The sequence below is a fragment of the Martelella endophytica genome (assembly GCF_000960975.1).
Taxonomy (GTDB): domain Bacteria; phylum Pseudomonadota; class Alphaproteobacteria; order Rhizobiales; family Rhizobiaceae; genus Martelella; species Martelella endophytica.
Genome location: NZ_CP010803.1, coordinates 1111837 through 1130038 on the forward strand (window position 1 = coordinate 1111837; position 18202 = coordinate 1130038).

Sequence of the window (18202 nt, forward strand, 5' to 3'; positions counted from 1 at the left end):
GCGCTTGAAGGAATTCTGTTCAGGGCGGCCTGCAGGCGCTCAGCCGCGGGCCCGGAAAACGAAGGATGAGTATCATGGCATCGAAACTTGACCAATTGCGCGAAATGACGACGGTCGTCGCCGATACCGGCGACATCCGTGCTGTCGAAAAGCTGAAGCCCGTCGATTGCACCACCAATCCCAGCATCGTGCTGAAGGCGCTTTCGACCGACATGTTCGACGATGCCTTCGCCGACGCCATCAAATGGGGCAAGTCGCAGGGCGGCGCCAAGGACGGCGTTGTGGATGCTGTCGCAAGCCGTCTCGCCATCGATGTCGGCGAGGCTCTGGTGAAGCTCGTGCCCGGCCGCGTCTCGACCGAGGTCGATGCCGACCTCTCCTTCGACACCGAGGCTTCCATCGCCAAGGCGCATGAAATCATCAAGGCTTACGAGGATCGTGGCATCGGCCGCGAGCGGATCCTCATCAAGCTCGCCTCCACCTGGGAAGGCATTCGCGCCTGCGAAGTGCTGCAGAAGGAGGGCATCGACTGCAATCTGACGCTGCTCTTCTCCAAGGCTCAGGCGATTGCCTGCGCCGATGCCGGCGCCTTCCTGATTTCGCCCTTCGTCGGCCGCATCCTCGATTGGTACAAGAAGTCCACGGGCGAGAATTACACCACAGAAACCGATCCCGGCGTTCTGTCGGTCCGGGCGATCTACAACTATTACAAGGCGAACGGCATCTCCACCGTCGTCATGGGTGCCTCGTTCCGCAATATCGGCGAGATCGAAGGCCTTGCCGGTTGCGACCGCCTGACGATCGCGCCGAACCTTCTGGAAGAACTTGCCGCCGACCAGAGTGACCTGCCGCGCAAGCTTTCGCCGGAAACCTTCGAGGCCGAGCCCAAGGTCGAGATGGACGAAAAGACCTTCCGCTGGATGCTGAACGAAGACGCGATGGCGACGGAAAAGCTCGCCGAAGGCATCCGCAACTTCGCCGTCGACCTCGGCAAGCTGCGCAAGCGCGTCGCCGAAGCATTGGACGCCTGAGGCTTCCATCCGCAGATATAGAGAAGGCCGGCGCATTTCGCGCCGGCCTTTTTCATGCGGTGCAAAGTGCGAGGCGGCTCAGCCGCCGGCATCCACCTGGATGAATTCGACCTCGCGGTCGGGCCGCAGAATGGCGGCGGTGAGGCGGCCGGAGGCATAGGCGCCGGTGTCGAGCGAAATGATGCCGTTCGACATCGATGGCATCGGCACCACGGTGTGTCCGTGGACGATCCAGAGCCCGTCGCGGCGCGGTAGCGCGCCGAAGGCCCTGTGGCCCCATGTGAGGTTTTGCGGCGGCTGTTCGGCAATCGGCAGGCGCGGATCGGCGCCGGCATGGACAACGGCGAGGTTGCCGCTCTGCCATGACAGCGGCAGCGCCTTCAGCCAGGCGGTCATTTCCTCGCCGAGCGCTACCAGGACGGCATCGCGGATCTGGCTGTAGTCGCGGGTGCCGACGGCATCGCCGATGCCGCTGAGGCCGAAGCTCGCGAGCGTCTGCAGGCCGCCGAACTGCAGCCAGCGCTTGCCCTTTCCCGCCGGGTCTTCAAGGAAATCGAGAAACATCTGCTCGTGATTGCCCGTCAGGCAGACGATGTCGCCCTGCTCGCGTTCGCGCCGGAACAGCATGCGCAGCACATCGGCGGAATGCTCGCCACGGTCCACATAGTCGCCGACATGGACGATCCGCGCGCTCGGCGCCTCGCGGTCGAGGCGGGCCCAGAGCTTTTCGAGGTGGCCACGACAGCCGTGAATATCGCCGATCACGGCGAAGGGCTGGTCGGGCCGGGGAAGGTCGCCGCGAAAGGGTGGCGGCGGTGGCGGTGGAGGCGGCGCGGATTTGAACAGGCGTCGAAGGGCCTTCATCGCTATACTCTCATCGTCAGGCCGTCCGCGCCTTTGTGGCGCGGACGAAAGGGCTTGCCATTCTAGTTGAACAGCCTGTCCGTCGTCCCGACCACGGTGAACGAGGGCAGAAGCTGCGAGATCACGCGGTTCCAGTCGGAGATCGGATGGGTTGCGACGAAGACGATGTCGTCCGGGCGCATCTCGAACTGGGTGGCGAGGATCAGCTTCGGCGCATTCTGCGCGTTGAGGGCGTAGGCGGTGACGGTATCCGGCTTCGGTCCATAGGGCTCACGACGCAACACATAGATGCGGCGGACATCGCCGGTAATGCGGTCGATCCCGCCATCATCGAACAGCACGTCGGCAAGCGAGGCGGTGCGTTCGAAGGGCAGCGGGAAGCGGCCCTGCTTGGTGACTTCGCCGAAGCGGTAGACATAATCGCGGTCGACCGCATCGAGGTTCATCTTGGCCTCGAAATTGCTGCGCTCTTCCTCAAGCGAGGAGCGGTAGAAATCGGTCAGCTTGATCTGCTGGTCGAGATAGCCGCCGGCAAGTTCCAGCGGGTACTGATCGTCGACGTAAACGCGGTCGCCATCCTGCAGCAGCACCTTCGGACCGCCGCTCTTGCCGAACAGCGTGCTGGCCGGAATCTGGTAGGTCTCGCCACCACGGTAAAGCTTGATCGCGACGGTGCTGAGATCGATCGAGGCCGGACCGCTGTTCGCCGACGAGGCTATGCCGCCGGCGGCGGTGATAGCATCATCGAGATAGAGCGGCGTCAGCGTGATCGGCTCCAGCATCGGCTGGCGCACCGAGCCGTCGACAGAGATCTTCTGCGAGCGGAACTCGGATATCTCGAGGCTGAAGGACGGCTCGATCTGGCTTTCGACGAACTTGTTGAAGAGTTCGTTCTGTGCTTCCGCCAGTGTCATGCCGGAAATCACGACGCGGCCGACATTCGGAATGGCGACGGCGCCGTCGTCCTGCACGGTATAGCCCTGGCGGCTGCTCTGGGCCGCCAGAAGCCCGTTGATTTCGTAGACGACGTTCTGCGAATCCGGCGTCGCGAGCATGACGATGTCGCCAACCCCGATCCGATAGGGCGGCGGCGTCTTCGGCTCGGGCAGGCGGGTCGAGATCGACCGCGGGCGCTGCTGCTGCCGATAGGGCGCAACCGACTCCAGGCCGGGGCTGTTGGCGTTCGGAACATCCGCGACCTGGGAGAAGACCGCCGGCAGCTTGCGCGGCGTGTAGGGCGAGGCATTGGCGAGCGCCACGGCATCGGCGTTGAGCGGCACGACGTTGACCTCGGTGGTCTCCGTCACCTCCTGCTGCACGCCGGGGCTGTAATAGAGAAAACTGCAGCCGGTCAGGGCGACCGAAAGCATGAAAACCGCCAGGATACGCGACGGCGGGCCGAAACGGCCCGTTGGGAAAAGCAGTTCTGGTTGCTTCTTCAACTCAATAATCCAAATCTGTTGGCTGCCTGGTTAGATCCGGCCAAACACAATACAAAAACACAGAGTTACAAAAGACCGAGAACTGAGAACACATGGCCCGCTGAAATAAGGGCCTACGCAGAAACACGGCATGCGACCCTACCCGGTCGCAAATTGAGCACCCATTCTTTTTCTTTGTGGCAGCGGCAAATTGATACCAAACTGCCCATTGTCGATCAAGCTATACGACCGACTTTCTAAATTACCGTAAACTAAGGTACCGGGCGCTCATGGGGGTGACAACAGGCTGAGCGCGCCAAGCGGAGTCATTTCGACCAGGTGTCACCCGGAAGCGACAGTTTTACGGCACAAAAAAGGCCGGCAAATGCCGGCCTTTGCGGAGCGGAATGCGGTCACCTACTTGGTCTGGCCGTAATAGGCGTTGGCGCCGTGCTTGCGCAGGAAGTGCTTGTCGAGCAGCTCCTGCTCGATCGCCTGAAGGCCGGGATTGAGCTGCATCGACATCAACGCCATATCGGCGATGCATTCGACCGCCACGGCGACCTCGACGGCCTTGGCCACCGTCTTGCCCCAGGTGAAGGGCGCATGGCGGTTGACCAGCACGCCGGGGAAGTCCAGCGGGTTCAGGCCTTCAAAGCGCTCGACGATGACATTGCCGGTTTCCCATTCATAGGCCGAGGCGATCTCCTCGGGCGTCATCTTCCTGGTAACCGGAATTTCACCATAAAAGTAATCGGCATGGGTGGTGCCGAAATTGGGGATGGCGCGGCCGGCCTGGGCGAACGCCGTGGCATGGGTCGAATGGGTGTGCACCACGCCGCCGATCCCCTCGAAGGCGAGCAGCAGCTTGCGATGCGTCGGCGTGTCGGAGGAGGGCCTGAGATTGCCCTCCACGATCCGCCCTTCGAAATCGACGATGACCATGTTGTCCGGAGACAGTTCGTCATAGTCGACGCCGCTCGGCTTGATCGCGAACACGCCCTTGTCGCGATCGGCGGCACTGGCATTGCCGAAGGTGAGGTTGATCAGCCCGTGTTTCGGCAGCGCGAGGTTTGCTTCATAGGCCTCGCGCCGGATTTCCGTATACATCATGCTCTCCTTCAGGCCTTGATGCCGAGGCCGAGATGCCAGTAGATCTCGTTGTTCCTGAGATCCTGTTTGAACCGATCGAGCGTGGTGTCGTCGTTGATGACGGCGAGCTCGATGCCGGCCATGGTGGCGAAATCGTCCAGCATTTCGGTGGTCACGTCGTTCGAATAGGCGGTGTGATGGGCGCCGCCGGCGAGGATCCAGGCGGCAAGCGCCGTCTTGAAGTCAGGCTTGCATTCCCAGACCGCGCGGGCAACCGGCAGTTTCGGCAGATCCGGATGCTCGACCGAGGTCACCTCGTTGACCAGCAGGCGGAAGCGGTTGCCCATGTCCATCAGGCTGGCGTTCAGCGCCGGGCCGAGCTTGGCGTTGAAGACCATGCGCACCGGATCGGCCTTGCCGCCAATGCCGAGCGGGTGGATCTCGATGTTGGGCTTGCCATCGGCAATCGACGGGCAGATTTCCAGCATGTGGGAGCCGAGCACCTGCTCGTGGCCGGGCGCCATGTGGTAGGTATAGTCCTCCATGAAGGAGGTGGCGCCGCTCATGCCGTGGCCCATCACCTTCAGCGCGCGCACCAGCGCCACCGTCTTCCAGTCGCCCTCGCCGGCAAAGCCGTAACCGGCGCCCATCATCCGCTGGGTCGCCATGCCCGGCAGCGTTTCCATGCCGTGCAGGTCCTCGAAGGTATCGGTGAACCCCTTGAAGCCGCCGGCTTCCATGAAGGTCTTCAGGCCGAGTTCCTGGCGGGCCGCGTTCAGCAGGCTGTCATGGCGATCGCCGCCTCGTTTCAGCACGTCGACGACATTGTATTCGCGCTCGTAGCTCGCCGCGAGATCGGCGACGTCGCTGTCGGAAAGCGTCGCCATCACGTCGACAAGGTCCATGATGCCGTAACCGTTGACGGAGAAGCCGAGTTTCATCTCGGCGGCGACCTTGTCGCCCTCGGTGACGGCCACTTCGCGCATGTTGTCGCCGAAGCGGCAGAAGCGGGCGCCCTGCCAGTCGTCCCAGGCGCGGGCGGCGCGCATCCAGGCATCGATGCGGGCGTGAACCTCGCTATCCGTCCAGTGGCCAGCGACGACCTTGCGGCCGAGACGCATCCGGGTGTGGATGAAACCCGCCTCGCGGTCGCCATGGGCGGCCTGGTTCAGGTTCATGTAGTCCATGTCGATCGTGTCCCACGGCAGTTCGCGGGCAAACTGGGTGTGGAGATGCATGAACGGCTTGTTGAGGAGCGAGAGCGCCCGGATCCACATCTTCGATGGCGAGAAGGTGTGCATCCACAGGATCAGCCCGCCGCATTCGGGATCGGCGTTGGCGCGCACGGCAAGGTCGGTCGCCTCGGCCGGGCTCTTGATCACCGGCTGCGGCACGATTTCGAGCGGCAGGCCGCCTTCCTTGGAAAGCGTCGCGGCGATGGTGTTGAACTGCCGGTCGACCTCGGCCAGCGTTTCCGGGCCATAGAGATGCTGTGAGCCGCAGACGAACCAGATCTTGAGGGGTTTCAGGCCAATCATTGTCATTCCTCCACTGTGGCGCCTGGGGATGCGCCTTCTTTCATTTGAAGGCGTCGCGGGCGCGACGCCGAAAGGGTTCGGCGCGCTCAGGCGCGCGCCGCATCCCGGATGTCGATCAGGTCCTTCATGACCCGCGAAAGGTCGGAATCGCGGGTGATGCCGCCAAAGCCGTCATGAAGCGTGAGATAGAGGCCATAGAGCTGCTCATAGACCGCGACGTTTTCGGGAATGGGATCGTAACGGATATCCTTCAGCCCGGTCATCGCCTTGGTGGTCACTTCGATGCTCTCATGGGCACCGGCGACGGAGGCCGCGGCGATCGCGGCACCCAGCGCGCAGGTCTGGGCCGAACGGGTCACCAGCATGGTGCGGTTCATCACGTCGGCATAGACCTGCATCAGCATCGGGTTCTTTTCGGCGATGCCACCGGCGCAGACGACCTTGTCGATCGGCACACTGTAATCGGTCATCCGCTCGACGATGGCGCGCGCTCCGAAGGCGGTCGCCTCCACAAGCGCGCGGTAGATCTCGGCGCGGGTGGTATACAACGTCTGGCCGAGGATCAGGCCGGTGAGGCGCTGGTCGACGAGGATGGTGCGGTTGCCGTTGTTCCAGTCGAGCGCGATCAGGCCGCTCTGGCCGGGCTTCATCGTGCTCGCCTCGGCGGAAAGCTGGTCGTGCATGGCGGGGCCGCCGCCGCAGACGCGCTCAACCCACCACTTGAAGATGTCGCCGACCGCCGATTGTCCGGCCTCGATGCCGTAGAAGCCCGGCAGGATCGAGCCCTCGACGATGCCGCAGACACCGGGGATGGTGTCGGACTTCGAAAGATCGACGATGGCGCAGTCGCAGGTCGACGTTCCGATGACCTTGACCAGCATGCCCGCTTCGATGCCGCAGCCGATCGAACCCAGATGGTTGTCGAAGGCGCCGGTGGCGATCGCAATGCCTTCCGGCAGGCCGAGCTTCTCGGCCCATTCAGGCGAAAGCGTGCCGGCTGGAACCGAAATGTCCTGGGCGGTGTCATAGAGCCGGTCGCGAAGGTCAGCGATCGCGGGATCGAGCTGGCCCAAGAATTCCTTGTCCGGCAGTCCGCCCCATTTCGGATTGTAGAGGCCCTTGTGGCCGGCGGCGCAGACGCCGCGTTTGATCTCGGACGAGGCCTTGACGCCAGCGAGAACGGAAGGAATCCAGTCGGCGAGCTCGACCCAGGAATAGGCGGCGTCGAAGACGTCGCGGTCGACATTGAGGCAGTGCCAGATCTTCGACCACCACCATTCCGACGAATAGGTGTCGCCGACCATGGCGAGGTATTCGGGGCGTTCGGCCTTGCCGAGTGCCGTGATCTTCTGAGCCTCGCGCCAGCTGGTATGGTCCTTCCAGAGCCAGCAATAGGCGTTGAGGTTGTCGGTAAAGCGCGGATCCATGGCCAGCGCCCGGTTCTCGGCGTCGACGGGGAGTGGGCTCGAGCCGGTGGTATCGACGCCGATGCCGATCACCTTCGACGTATCGAATTTCTCGTGCTTGGCCGCTTCGGCAAGGGCGCCGCGAATGCTGGCTTCCAGGCCTTCCAGATAGTCGGCCGGGCTCTGCCGGGCGAGCAGCGGGTCGGCGGGATCGAGCAGCACGCCCTGGTCGCCGCTTGGATAGTTGTAGACATGGGTGCCGTATTCGAAACCGTCGTCCGTGCCCACCACGAGCGCGCGCACTGAATTGGTCCCGTAGTCAATGCCGATGGAGAACATGGAATTCCTCGTCCTGTCCAGTCTTCGTTTTCTTCGAGATCGCCGCCGGGCTGGATCGCGTCGGCGATGTTTTCCGTTTCAGCCTCAAGCCGCCTGTGTTCTGGCCACGGTGAGCCTGAGCAGGCCCTTCTGCAGCATGATGAACAGGAGCAGCAGGATACCGATCGCCATCTTCGTCCACCAGCTCGAAAGCGTGCCGTCGAAGACGATGTAGGTCTGTATCAGGCCCATGGTCAACACGCCGAACAGCGTGCCGAAGACATATCCGGCGCCGCCGGTGAGAAGCGTGCCGCCAATCACCACCGTCGCGATCGCGGTCAGCTCGGTGCCGACGGTCGCAAGCGGATAGCCTGAACCGGTGTAGATCGCGAAGACAATGCCGGAAAGCCCTGCCATCAGGCCGGAAAAGGCATAGATCATCACCGTCGTGCGGCCGATACGCGAGCCCATCAGCCGGGCCGTGTTCTCGCCGCCGCCAAGCGCGAAGACATTGGCGCCGAAACGGGTCTTGTGGGCGACGAAATGGCCGATGACGAAGGCGAGCAGCATAATGATGCCGATCAGCGTCAACCGACCCTTGCCGGGCAGGACCCAATAGGCCTTCTGCAGCATCTTGAAGAATTCATTGTCGATCGGCACGGAATCGATGGTCAGCATGTAGGCCACACCGCGCGCCAAAAACATGCCGGCGAGCGTGACGATAAAGGCCGGCATGCCCAAAGTGTGGATCAGCCAGCCCATCGCCGCGCCAAACAGTGTGGTGATCACCAGCAGCAGGGCGAAGACGATCAGCGGATGCAGTCCGGTATCGCGCAGCAGAACCGAAATGAACACGCCGGAGAACGCGATCACCGAACCGACGGAAAGGTCGATGCCGCCGGACAGGATCACCACCGTCATGCCGACCGCGACGATGCCGAGATAGGCGTTGTCGGTCAGAAGGTTCCCGGCCACGCGGGTCGACAGCATGAAGGGAAACTGGATGTAGCAGACCGCATAGGCGAGGATGAAGATCGCGATCGTCGCATAGAGCGGGTAAAGACGCGGGTTTCTCATTTGCCTGCCTCCCGGGCCGGTGCCGCCCGTTCTCCGCCGCGCCGGCGCAGCATCTGCTGGCGCAGGAATTTCAGGTCGCCGGTGATGTTGGGCGATTGCAGCACCAGGATGATGACCACCAGCACCGCCTTGATGACGAGATTGTATTCCGATGGAAAGCCCGCCAGCAGGATGCCGGTGTCGATGGTCTGGATGATCATCGCGCCGATCACCGATGCCGAGATCGAGAACCGTCCGCCAAGCAGCGAATTGCCGCCGATGACGGTGGCAAGCACCGCATCCAGCTCGAGCCAGAGCCCGGCATTGTTGGCATCGGCTCCGCGGATATCGGCGGTGACGATGATGCCGGCGAGGGCTGCGCAGAAGCCCGAGGCCATGTAGACGGCGAGCAGCAGCACGCGCGCATTGACGCCGGCAAGCGTGCTCGCCTTCATGTTGACGCCGATCGCCTCGATCAGCAGGCCGAGCGCGGTGCGCCGGACAAGCAGAATGACGAGCGCTGCGGCCAGCACCCAGATCCAGACCGGAACCGGTATGCCGAGAACGGCGCCGGAGCCCAGAAAGGCGAATTCCGGAAGATTGAAGGTGAGGATGCGCCCCTCGGTGATCAGCTGGGCGATGCCTCGTCCCGAGATCATCAGGATCAGCGTGGCGACGATCGGCTGGATGCCGATGAAGGAGACCAGGACGCCGTTGAAGAGACCTGCAATCAGCCCGGCAACGATTGCCGTGGCGATCGCCGCGAACACGCCGTAGCCGGCAACGATGCTGGAGGCGGCGACCGCCCCGGTGATCGCGATCACCGTGCCCACCGAAAGGTCGATGCCGCGGGTCGCCACCACCAGTGTCATGCCGATGGCGAGCAGCGCCACCGGTGCGCCGCGCTTCAGCACGTCGACCACCGGCCCGACGAAGCGTCCGGCGGAATAGTCGACCTGCAGGAAGGTCGGGAAGAACAGGCTGACCAGCGCCACCAGGAAGGCGAGCGTGATCAGCTGCGGTATAATGCGTTTCAATCCCGCAGGCATCAGACAGCCTCCCTTTCCTTCTCGCCAGACGAGGCAATCGCCTTGACGATGTTTTCAGAGGCGATCTCCGATCCCGTCAGCTCCGCGACATGGCGGCGATCGCGAACCACGATGACGCGGTCGGAAATCGAGATCAGTTCATCAAGCTCCGAGGAGATGATCAGGATCGCCATGCCCTCGGCGGTGATGTCGCGGATGAGATGCAGGATTTCGGCATGGGCACCGACATCGATGCCGCGCGTCGGTTCATCGAGGATGAGAAAACGCGGGTTCATCGCAAGCCAGCGGGCCAGCACCACCTTCTGCTGATTGCCACCGGAGAGTTCGCCGACCGGTTTTTCGGCACTCGAGGTGCGAATATCGAGCTTCTGGATGTATTCCGATGCGAGCCGGTCCTGCTCGGCACGGCTGATCGGCCGTGCCCAGCCGCGCCGGGCCTGAAGCGCCAGCGCGATATTCTCCCGGACCGAAAGGTCGGCGATAATGCCGTCGGTCTTGCGGTCCTCCGGCGCAAAGCCGAAGCCGGCGGCGATCGCATCGCGCGGACTGGCGATGCCGAGCTTGCCCTTGTCATCCGAAATCGTGCCGGTCTGGGTGGTCTTGACGCCGAAGACGAGCTGCGCGGTTTCGGTGCGACCGGAGCCGAGCAGGCCGGCAAGGCCGACGACCTCACCGCGATGGATGTCGAGATCGAAAGGTTCGACATAGTTGCGGCGGCTGAGATTGCGGAAGCTGAGCAGCGGCTCGCTGCCAACGCGGCCCGCCGTTGCGCGCCGGGCGGCATTTTCTTCCTCTTCGTCGAGTTCCCGACCGAGCATGTGGGCGATCAGGCGCACGCGGTCGAGTTCGGCGGTCTTCTCCGTCACGATCTTGCGGCCGTTGCGCAGCACGGTTACCCGGTCGGTCAACGCGAACACCTGATCGAGAAAGTGCGAGACGAAGATGATGCCGAGGCCCTGGTCGCGCAGCTTGCGCACGACATCGAACAGCATCTCCACCTCACGGGTGTCGAGGCTGGCGGTCGGTTCGTCGAGGATCAGCACCTTGCCGGAGAGCGCGACTGCACGCGCGATCGCGACAATCTGCTGCACGGCGACCGAATAGTTTCCAAGGTCGTGCGAGACATCGATATCGAGGCCGTAGCCCTCAAGCATCGCCTCCGCCTCGCGGCGCATGGCGCGGCCGTCGATGATGCCGAAGCGGCGCGGTTCGCGACCGAAGGTCAGGTTCTGGGCGACCGTCAGGTTCGGCAGGAGATTCACCTCCTGGTAGACCGTGCCGATGCCCAGTTCCTGGGCTTCCAGCGTCGAACGGGGGGAGATCGTGCGCCCCTCGAGCGTGATCGTGCCTTCGTCGCGGCTATAGGCGCCGGTGAGGCTTTTGATCAAGGTGGACTTGCCGGCACCGTTTTCGCCGAGAAGGGCGTGGACCTCGCCGGCCTCAAGCTCGAAACCGACATCGTCGAGCGCCTTCATGCCGACGAAGGTCTTGGTGAGATTTTGAATGGTCAGAAGCATTGCGGAGCACCATCGGTTGCGCGGTCGGAGGAAAGGCCTCGGCGCGCGGTCCGAGACGGCCGGAGGCGATCGTCGCCCCCGGCCGCATCCTGAGGCGGGACTTAGTAGCCGAGACCCTTGCGGCGCTCGTATTCACCCTTCGGATCGTCAGCCTGGGTATAGAGCTTCGATTCCGTCTGGATGAATTTCGGCGGCATGGTGCCGTCCTTCCAGTACGCGGCAAGCGCGTCGAAGGCGGGGCCGGCCATGTTCGGCGTCAGTTCCACCGTGGCGTTGGTCTCGCCGGCGGCCATCGCCTGGAAGAAGTCCGGCACGCCGTCGATCGCAACGACGAGAATGTCGGAACCGGGCTTGAGGCCGGCTTCCTTGATCGCCTGGATGGCGCCGACGGCCATGTCGTCATTATGCGCATAGAGCGCGCAGATGTCGGCGCCGCCGTTTTCGGCCTGCAGGAAGCTTTCCATGACTTCCTTGCCCTGCGAACGAGTGAAGTCGCCGGTCTGGCTGCGAACGATCTCGATGTTGGAATGACCATCGATGGCGTTGCGGAAGCCGGTTGCGCGGTCGATTGCCGGCGAGGAGCCGGTCGTGCCCTGCAGCTCGACGACGCGGCAATCCTTATCGCCGACGGTGTCGACCAGCCAGCCGCCGGCCACTTCGCCCTCATGCACGAGGTTGGAGCCGACCGCCGTCAGGTAGAGATCGTCGGAGCTGTCGACCTGGCGGTCGAGCAGGATGACCGGAATTTCGGCATCCTTGGCTTCTTCCAGCGCGCTGTCCCAGCCGGTGGCGACGACTGGGGCGAGCAGGATCGCGTCGACGCCCTGCGCGACAAAGGCGCGGATGGCGGCGATCTGGTTTTCCTGCTTCTGCTGGGCATCGGAGAATTTCAGGTCGATGCCGCGTTCTTCGGCCTGCTGTTTGGTGAGCGTCGTTTCCGCCGCGCGCCAGCCGGATTCCGAGCCGATCTGCGAAAACCCGACGGTCTGCGCGGACGCGGCGGCGGCCGAAAAGGCAAGCGCCGCAACGGTCGTCAAAAGTATCGATTTCATATCATGTCCTCCCATTGGAACAACGCGGCGAGCCGCAGGCACCGCCCCGTACGCAACCGTGGCTGCCGGAATGGCAAAGGTCACGGTTCACCCGTCACACCGCGCGGCAGATTGCCAGGGCGCGGCACCAGACGGGCGTTTCGACAAGCTGGATGATCCCGCATCCGCCGCAATTCAAGGCGCCGGACGGGAAACGAAACAGCGATATCGCATGGTCCCCGATCGGACCGGAACGCAGGCTTTTCCTCCCACCGCGTGCCGGCCGGTTGCCCCTGAAGTCGGAAGATGACATGAGATCATCTGTCCCGGAACGGGGCCTTGCGACGGCCGAATAGTTGCAATTCCGCCCCGTCTCGACAAATGATTTATCGTGTTTCAGATATAGCAGAATTGGTATGGATGATATGCGCGACGACGAACCCCTCAGAGGCCAGGACGAATTCATCCGCCGGGGCTTGCGCTTTTCGCAGATGCGCCTGATTGCACTTCTGGACCGCAAGGGCCAGATTTCATCAGCAGCCGCCCAGCTCGGCATGACCCAGTCCGCCGCCTCGCGACTGCTGTCGGAACTGGAATATACGGTCGGCGCCAAGCTCTATGAACGCCACGGCCGTGGCGTGGTGCTGAGCGAGGTCGGCCAGGCGATGGCGCGCCAGGCGATGATTATCCTCAACCAGCTCGACCACGCCCATCAGGAGATCGCCCAGATCATCGACGGCGCCCGCGGCCAGGTGCGCATCGGCGCCGTGACCGGGCCGGCGATCGAACTGGTGCTGCCGGTCGTCGAAACGCTCAGGCGCGATCATCCCGAAATCGAGCTCACCGTGCTGGTCGATACCAGCGACCGGCTTGCCGAGGGCCTGTTCTCGCACAATCTCGATTTCTACATCGGCCGGCTGCCGGAGGATATGGACGCCAAGTCCGTCACCATGCATCCGGTCGGGGTGGAGCCGATCACCATGATCGCCCGCCTCGGCCATCCGCTCGCCGACAGGGGCCCGATCTCGATCGGCGACTGCCTCGACTACGACTGGATCCTGCAGCCGGTCGGCTCGCCGATGCGACGCTCGATCGAGGCCTATCTCCTGTCGAACAGTTTTTCGCTGCCCGAGCATGTGTTCGTCACCACGTCGCCGCTTTTGTCCCTGGCGATCATCGCCGAAAGCGATGCCGTCTTTGCCGTCGCCCGCCCGGTCGCCGATTTCCTGCACCGCGAGGGCCGTCTCGGCGCGCGTCTCTGCCAGCTGCCGGTGCGGGAAAACATCGAGGTCTCGCGCTATTCGATCATCCAGCGCGTCTCCGCCGAGCAGCCGCCGCCGGTCAAGCGGGTGCTGTCGCTGATCGACCGGGAGATTGCCCGGCAGCCTGAGATCTTTCGCGAGGCGACGCTCGGCCGCTGGCCATGAGGCCGGCCATTGCCGCCGGCGGGAAATGGCGATAGAAGCCGAAAACACCGGATATTGGACCAGGAGGAAACCGCATGGCCGAACAGAAGGGATTGCCCCTGTTCTACAAGAAACCCGAGGTGCTGCGCTTCGAGACCCACAAGGATCTCGCAATCGTCGCCAAGGATGACTTTTCCTTTACCTCGGAAGCAACCGCGATCCCGCTTTCGGTCAGCGAATTCATGCCGGCGATGCGCCATTATCCGATCGTCTTCATCGAGGCCGAAGGGCCGACGCCGGTGGCGATCATCGGCATTCGCCAAGGCCAGAACCTGATGCTCGGAAAGGGCGGCAAGTGGGCCGCCGGCACCTATATCCCGGCCTATATCCGCCGCTACCCCTTCATTCTGGTACAGGCGCCAGACCAGGACACCCGCTACCTCGCCGTCGACCGCGAGAGCAAGCTCGTCAAGCCGATCGGGGCCGACACATCCGCCAAGCGGATCTTCAACGAGGACGGCACGCCGAGTGCGACCGTGCAGCCGATGCTGCAGCTTTGCGAGGCCTATCACCAGCATCGGGCCCAGGATGCCGCCTTCCTGAAGGCGATCAAGGATTCGGGGATTCTCGTCGCCCGCCACGCCGACATGGAATTCCCCGACAAGACGCGCTACCGCCTCGATGGCTTCGAGGTCGTGGACGTCGAGCGCTACCGGGCGCTGCCGGCCAAGACGCTGAAGGAATGGACCGAGAAGGGCTGGACCGACGCGATCGCGCTGCACCTCGCCTCCGCCCAGAACTGGAGCCTCCTGCTGGAGCGCAACCAGCTTCTGAGCAAGACCGCCTGAGCTATCGTGCGCGCTCCAGCAACCGTCGGGACGCCTGGCCGACCCGGTTGATCAGGGCGTTTCGATCCGGCGCTCGGCCACCGGCGAGCCGTCTGCGATCGTGTCGCTTGGGTGCAGGACGACACGATCACCCGCTGACAGTCCCTCCAAGACCTCGGCGTTCTCCTCATTCATCTGGCCGACGCCGATGGTTGTGAGCACGGCCTTGTCATCGACCACCCTGAACACCTGCCAGTCGTTACCGGAGCGGAAGAGCGCGGCAATCGGCACCTGGCGAACATCGTCGGATTGCCAGATCACCAGGCGGGCATAGATCCGGAAGGCATTGCCGAGACCTTCGGGAATGCTTTCGAAGTCGAGGATCGCGTCGACCCGCTGTTCCGAAATTCCGAGCGCCGACGTCTTCTCATAGGCAGCCGGATCGATGCGCCGGACGGAGGCCTTGATCGACGGGCCGCCCCAGTCGACGATATCGGCGGCAGTGCCGGGCCTGATCCTGACCGCATCGGTGGACAGCAGATCGACGACCGCTTCGAGATCGCGCGGGTCGCCGATATCGGCGATCTTGGCACCGATCGCAACCGGCTGCGCGCTGCGGGCATAGATCTCGAGGATGACGCCGTCAGCTGGTGATACAAGATCGAGGCAGCAATCGTCCTGTGGTGCGTAGGCATTGGCGCGGGGTTCGGAAAGCCGGGCCGTTGCCGCCTTCAGCTCGGCCTTGCGCAGTGAAACCGTTGCGCCGGCAGCGTCGAGCTGTGCCCTTGCGACATCGACTGCGGTGATGGCTTGCTGCAGTTCCATCTGCGAAATCGTGTCGCGCTGGCTGAGGTTGCGGTAGCGCCGCAACTGATCTTCGGCCTGTTCAAGACTGGCTGCTGCCTTCAGCCTGTCGGCTTCCGCGATCGCCACAGCCACTTCCGCGGCATCGCGCGTCGCCTGGAGTTCCTGGCGTGTCCGCGGGTCGAGGAGCGCCGATTCAGCCGGCAGGATACGGGCGACCACGCTCTTGCCGGCCTCGACTGCATCTCCCTCGTCAAAGGCCGTTCTCAGCATCTGGCCGGCCATTGGCGAATGAATGGTGTAGATATCCTTTACCCGGGTTTTGCCCTCCTGAAGAATGGTCACCGCCATCGGACCAGCCGCGACGGTCGCGACATCAACAGCGATCGGCTTTTCGCGCATCGCATAGACGAAGCCACCGATCACCACCAGAACAGCGAGGGCGAGCAGTCCTCTCTTGATCCATTTGCCCATGGGTCACTCCCTTGTTTTCAGGACTTCGACGAGATCGAACCGGTCGATCCGGCGGCGGACGATCAGCGCTGATACAAGCCCGGCGACAACGACCACGAGCGAGGCGCGGGCATAGCTGCTGGGATCGATTTCGAACGGGATGGTGAAAAGATCGCTGGAAAACCCATCCACGACGATGCGCGCAAGCCGGTTGCCGACGAACCAGCCGATCGGCTGGGACAGCACCAGCAGCACCGTGATTTCCAACAGCAGAACCCTGGATACCTCGGCGCGCGAGAAGCCAAGAACTCTGAGGCTTGCCAGCTCGCGGCCGCGCTCCGAGAGCAGAATGCGGGCGGTGTTGTAGACAATGCCGAAGGTGATGACGGCCGCCAGAGCGATGTAGACGGACGACATGATGTCGATGTTTTCCCGCATGCTCCGGCGGAAGTTTTCGAGCGAGAGGCGGTTGAGTGCGACACTGGCGATCGCCGGCGTCGCCTTCACCGCGGCATAAAACCCATCGAGGCGCGCTTCATCGACGGCGATGTTGACGCCGGAGATGCGCCGGCCGTCGCCGATCATCCGGTCCAGCGCTTCGCCATCCATGAACACGGCAAGGCCAAGCAGGCTCTGGACCACGGAAGTCACCGGCAATTCCACCAGCCGATGGTTGCGGCTGACAAGTTCGACCTCCGCAAGGTCGCCGACGGCGAGGCCGAGCGTATCGGCCACACGCTCAGAGATCATCAGGCCCGCCGGCGGGATCGAGAGCTGCACCGCATCGCGGTTGACGACGCGGGAAAGATCATTGCTGTCGGCAGCGGCATTGATCGCGAGATGTTTTTCCCGGTAGCCGTTACGCACGATAACGGGCACGGAGCGGGTGCTCTCCGCCCGCATCACGCCGGGCAATCGCATGACCGACAGCAGCGCTTCGGGCGCCTGGGGATCGGTGAAGTTCACCGTCGCATCCTGGCGCTCTGTGTCGAAGAAGATCGTCTTGATCATCGCATCCATCGAGTTACTCATCGAAAGCCCGACGGTCAGCAGTGCAACAGGCATAGCGATGCCGATCACCGTCATGCCGGCGCGGACGGGGAAACGGGTGAGATTGCGCAGTGCCATGATCGACAGCTGCGAGAGGAGCTGCGGCCAATGCCAGCGTCCCGCAAAGGCGAGCCGGTATCGCACCGGTTCGGGCGGGCGCATGGCAACAGCGGCCGGCAGGCTCGCCGCCTTGTAGATCACCCGGATCGCGCCCAGCAGCGCCGCACCCGTCGCCACCGCGGTTGCCAGGAGGTAGACATCCCGGCTCCAGTCGAAAACGAGGAAGGGGAAGGTGTAGAAGCGCACATAGATGCGCGTCATGCCGAGCCCCCACCAGCTTCCGAGCGTGCAGCCGATGATAATGCCGAAGACGGCGATGATGAGCACCAGCTTGACGTAGTGGATGGCGATCACCGCACTCGAGAAACCGAGCGCCTTCAACAGCCCGATCTGTTCGCGTTCCAGCGTCACCAGCCGCGACAGTACCATGTTGACGAGAAAGGCTGCGACCGCGAGGAAGATCGGCGGGATGATCGAGGCCATGGCCTCCAGGCCCTGTAATTCGCCGTCCAGGAAGGCGTTCGACATCTGACGGTCACGCCCATAGGCGCCGATACCGCCATAGGGTTTGAGCAGCGTGTCGAGCTTCTCGATCACCGCGTCCTCGCTGGCGCTACGGCTTAGCGCCAGCGATACTGCGTTGAAGGCGCCATCCATGTCGAAGATCCCGTCCAGCGCGGTTGCGGGCATGAACAGGATGCCGTAGCGCTTGCTATCGGGCACCATGTCGCCAGGGCCGATGGCATAGACATATTCCGGCGAGAGCACGATGGCGGTGATCGTGAGCATGCGCTTCTTGCCGTTCATCAGGGCTTCAAACCGATCTCCGGGCGAAAACCCGTGTGCCTTGGCAAAATTTTCCGACACCGCCACTTCGCCGATACGGTCGGGATCGGGCAGCCGGCCGACGCGGATATAGAGCCGGTTGAGCTCGGGCTCACCCGTGTCGGGTGTCGAGATCACGGTGCCGGCCGCGGGCATCGTCATGCCGGTGATATCGAGCACCACGGAACGCATGACGCGGAAATCCGCGCGCACCACCCCATCAATGGCCCGTATATCATCGGCAAGGTGGTCGGGCGCCCGGGTGACGGTGGCGAAGACATCTGCGAAGCGGTAGCGCTCGTAGAAAGTGTCGCGGGTTTCGATCAGCGAGCGGTATACGCCGACAGCCATGATCAGTGTTGCGACGCCGCAGGCGAGCACCAGCGCCACGGCCAGGAGCTGGGTCCAGAGCCTCAATACATCCCGGAAAAGCTTGCGGTCGAGGATTGCCATC

Annotated in this window: 14 protein-coding genes; 3 read left to right on the plus strand and 11 right to left on the minus strand. The window is 63.3% G+C overall.

The features are described from left to right. Positions 1–74 precede the first annotated feature (74 nt). Positions 75–1031: a transaldolase gene (gene tal / locus TM49_RS05085; protein ID WP_045679808.1), complete on the plus strand. Its 957-nt coding sequence runs from the start codon at positions 75–77 to the stop codon at positions 1029–1031. 78 nt (positions 1032–1109) lie between these two features. Here tal and TM49_RS05090 read toward each other — a convergent pair whose 3' ends face one another. The 9 genes from TM49_RS05090 to ytfQ form a co-directional block, all read right to left on the minus strand. Beyond that, a complete protein-coding gene (locus TM49_RS05090) occupies positions 1110–1895 on the minus strand; it encodes a metallophosphoesterase (RefSeq protein ID WP_045679809.1) in 786 nt (261 codons plus the stop codon). 62 nt (positions 1896–1957) lie between these two features. Next, on the minus strand, positions 1958–3265 hold the full coding sequence (locus tag TM49_RS05095) for a polysaccharide biosynthesis/export family protein (protein ID WP_244464800.1): 1308 nt from the start codon (positions 3263–3265) through the stop codon (positions 1958–1960). Positions 3266–3733: 468 nt separating this feature from the next. Continuing rightward, entirely contained in the window at positions 3734–4426 is a 693-nt protein-coding gene (locus TM49_RS05100) for an L-ribulose-5-phosphate 4-epimerase (protein ID WP_045679810.1), read from the minus strand. 11 nt (positions 4427–4437) lie between these two features. Further along, positions 4438–5946, minus strand: a complete 1509-nt coding sequence (gene araA / locus TM49_RS05105) for an L-arabinose isomerase (RefSeq protein WP_045679811.1) — start codon at positions 5944–5946, stop codon at positions 4438–4440. 86 nt (positions 5947–6032) lie between these two features. Further along, complete coding sequence (locus TM49_RS05110) at positions 6033–7691, minus strand: ribulokinase (protein WP_045679812.1); 1659 nt, start codon at positions 7689–7691, stop codon at positions 6033–6035. Positions 7692–7775: 84 nt separating this feature from the next. After that, complete coding sequence (gene yjfF / locus TM49_RS05115) at positions 7776–8747, minus strand: galactofuranose ABC transporter, permease protein YjfF (protein ID WP_045679813.1); 972 nt, start codon at positions 8745–8747, stop codon at positions 7776–7778. Then, positions 8744–9775, minus strand: a complete 1032-nt coding sequence (locus tag TM49_RS05120) for an ABC transporter permease (protein ID WP_045679814.1) — start codon at positions 9773–9775, stop codon at positions 8744–8746. Before TM49_RS05120 ends, yjfF begins: the two co-directional genes overlap by 4 nt. Continuing rightward, entirely contained in the window at positions 9775–11292 is a 1518-nt protein-coding gene (locus TM49_RS05125; protein ID WP_045679815.1) for a sugar ABC transporter ATP-binding protein, read from the minus strand. Before TM49_RS05125 ends, TM49_RS05120 begins: the two co-directional genes overlap by 1 nt. Before the next feature lie 101 nt (positions 11293–11393). After that, entirely contained in the window at positions 11394–12344 is a 951-nt protein-coding gene (ytfQ, locus tag TM49_RS05130; RefSeq protein WP_045679816.1) for a galactofuranose ABC transporter, galactofuranose-binding protein YtfQ, read from the minus strand. Positions 12345–12739: 395 nt separating this feature from the next. On the opposite strand from ytfQ, the gene TM49_RS05135 reads away from it, so the two are divergent. Both TM49_RS05135 and TM49_RS05140 read left to right on the plus strand, forming a co-directional pair. After that, a complete protein-coding gene (locus tag TM49_RS05135; RefSeq protein WP_052699719.1) occupies positions 12740–13750 on the plus strand; it encodes a LysR family transcriptional regulator in 1011 nt (336 codons plus the stop codon). A gap of 74 nt (positions 13751–13824) precedes the next feature. Then, the gene (locus tag TM49_RS05140; RefSeq protein ID WP_045679817.1) at positions 13825–14577 is read left to right on the plus strand and encodes a SapC family protein; all 753 of its coding nucleotides are present in this window, start codon (positions 13825–13827) and stop codon (positions 14575–14577) included. Between the two features lie 51 nt (positions 14578–14628). Here TM49_RS05140 and TM49_RS05145 read toward each other — a convergent pair whose 3' ends face one another. Next, on the minus strand, positions 14629–15834 hold the full coding sequence (locus tag TM49_RS05145) for an efflux RND transporter periplasmic adaptor subunit (protein ID WP_045679818.1): 1206 nt from the start codon (positions 15832–15834) through the stop codon (positions 14629–14631). 3 nt (positions 15835–15837) lie between these two features. Then, positions 15838–18201: an ABC transporter permease gene (locus tag TM49_RS05150; RefSeq protein ID WP_045679819.1), complete on the minus strand. Its 2364-nt coding sequence runs from the start codon at positions 18199–18201 to the stop codon at positions 15838–15840. Position 18202 lies beyond the last annotated feature (1 nt).

Coding starts and splice junctions, on each gene's coding strand:
- TM49_RS05145 (WP_045679818.1), bottom strand. CDS start 15,834: ATGGGCAAATGGATCAAGAGAGGACTGCTCGCCCTCGCTGTTCTGGTG.
- TM49_RS05090 (WP_045679809.1), bottom strand. CDS start 1,895: ATGAAGGCCCTTCGACGCCTGTTCAAATCCGCGCCGCCTCCACCGCCA.
- TM49_RS05135 (WP_052699719.1), top strand. CDS start 12,740: ATGGATGATATGCGCGACGACGAACCCCTCAGAGGCCAGGACGAATTC.
- TM49_RS05120 (WP_045679814.1), bottom strand. CDS start 9,775: ATGCCTGCGGGATTGAAACGCATTATACCGCAGCTGATCACGCTCGCC.
- TM49_RS05125 (WP_045679815.1), bottom strand. CDS start 11,292: ATGCTTCTGACCATTCAAAATCTCACCAAGACCTTCGTCGGCATGAAG.
- TM49_RS05140 (WP_045679817.1), top strand. CDS start 13,825: ATGGCCGAACAGAAGGGATTGCCCCTGTTCTACAAGAAACCCGAGGTG.
- yjfF (WP_045679813.1), bottom strand. CDS start 8,747: ATGAGAAACCCGCGTCTTTACCCGCTCTATGCGACGATCGCGATCTTC.
- TM49_RS05100 (WP_045679810.1), bottom strand. CDS start 4,426: ATGTATACGGAAATCCGGCGCGAGGCCTATGAAGCAAACCTCGCGCTG.
- TM49_RS05150 (WP_045679819.1), bottom strand. CDS start 18,201: ATGGCAATCCTCGACCGCAAGCTTTTCCGGGATGTATTGAGGCTCTGG.
- TM49_RS05095 (WP_244464800.1), bottom strand. CDS start 3,265: ATGCTTTCGGTCGCCCTGACCGGCTGCAGTTTTCTCTATTACAGCCCC.
- ytfQ (WP_045679816.1), bottom strand. CDS start 12,344: ATGAAATCGATACTTTTGACGACCGTTGCGGCGCTTGCCTTTTCGGCC.
- tal (WP_045679808.1), top strand. CDS start 75: ATGGCATCGAAACTTGACCAATTGCGCGAAATGACGACGGTCGTCGCC.
- TM49_RS05110 (WP_045679812.1), bottom strand. CDS start 7,691: ATGTTCTCCATCGGCATTGACTACGGGACCAATTCAGTGCGCGCGCTC.
- araA (WP_045679811.1), bottom strand. CDS start 5,946: ATGATTGGCCTGAAACCCCTCAAGATCTGGTTCGTCTGCGGCTCACAG.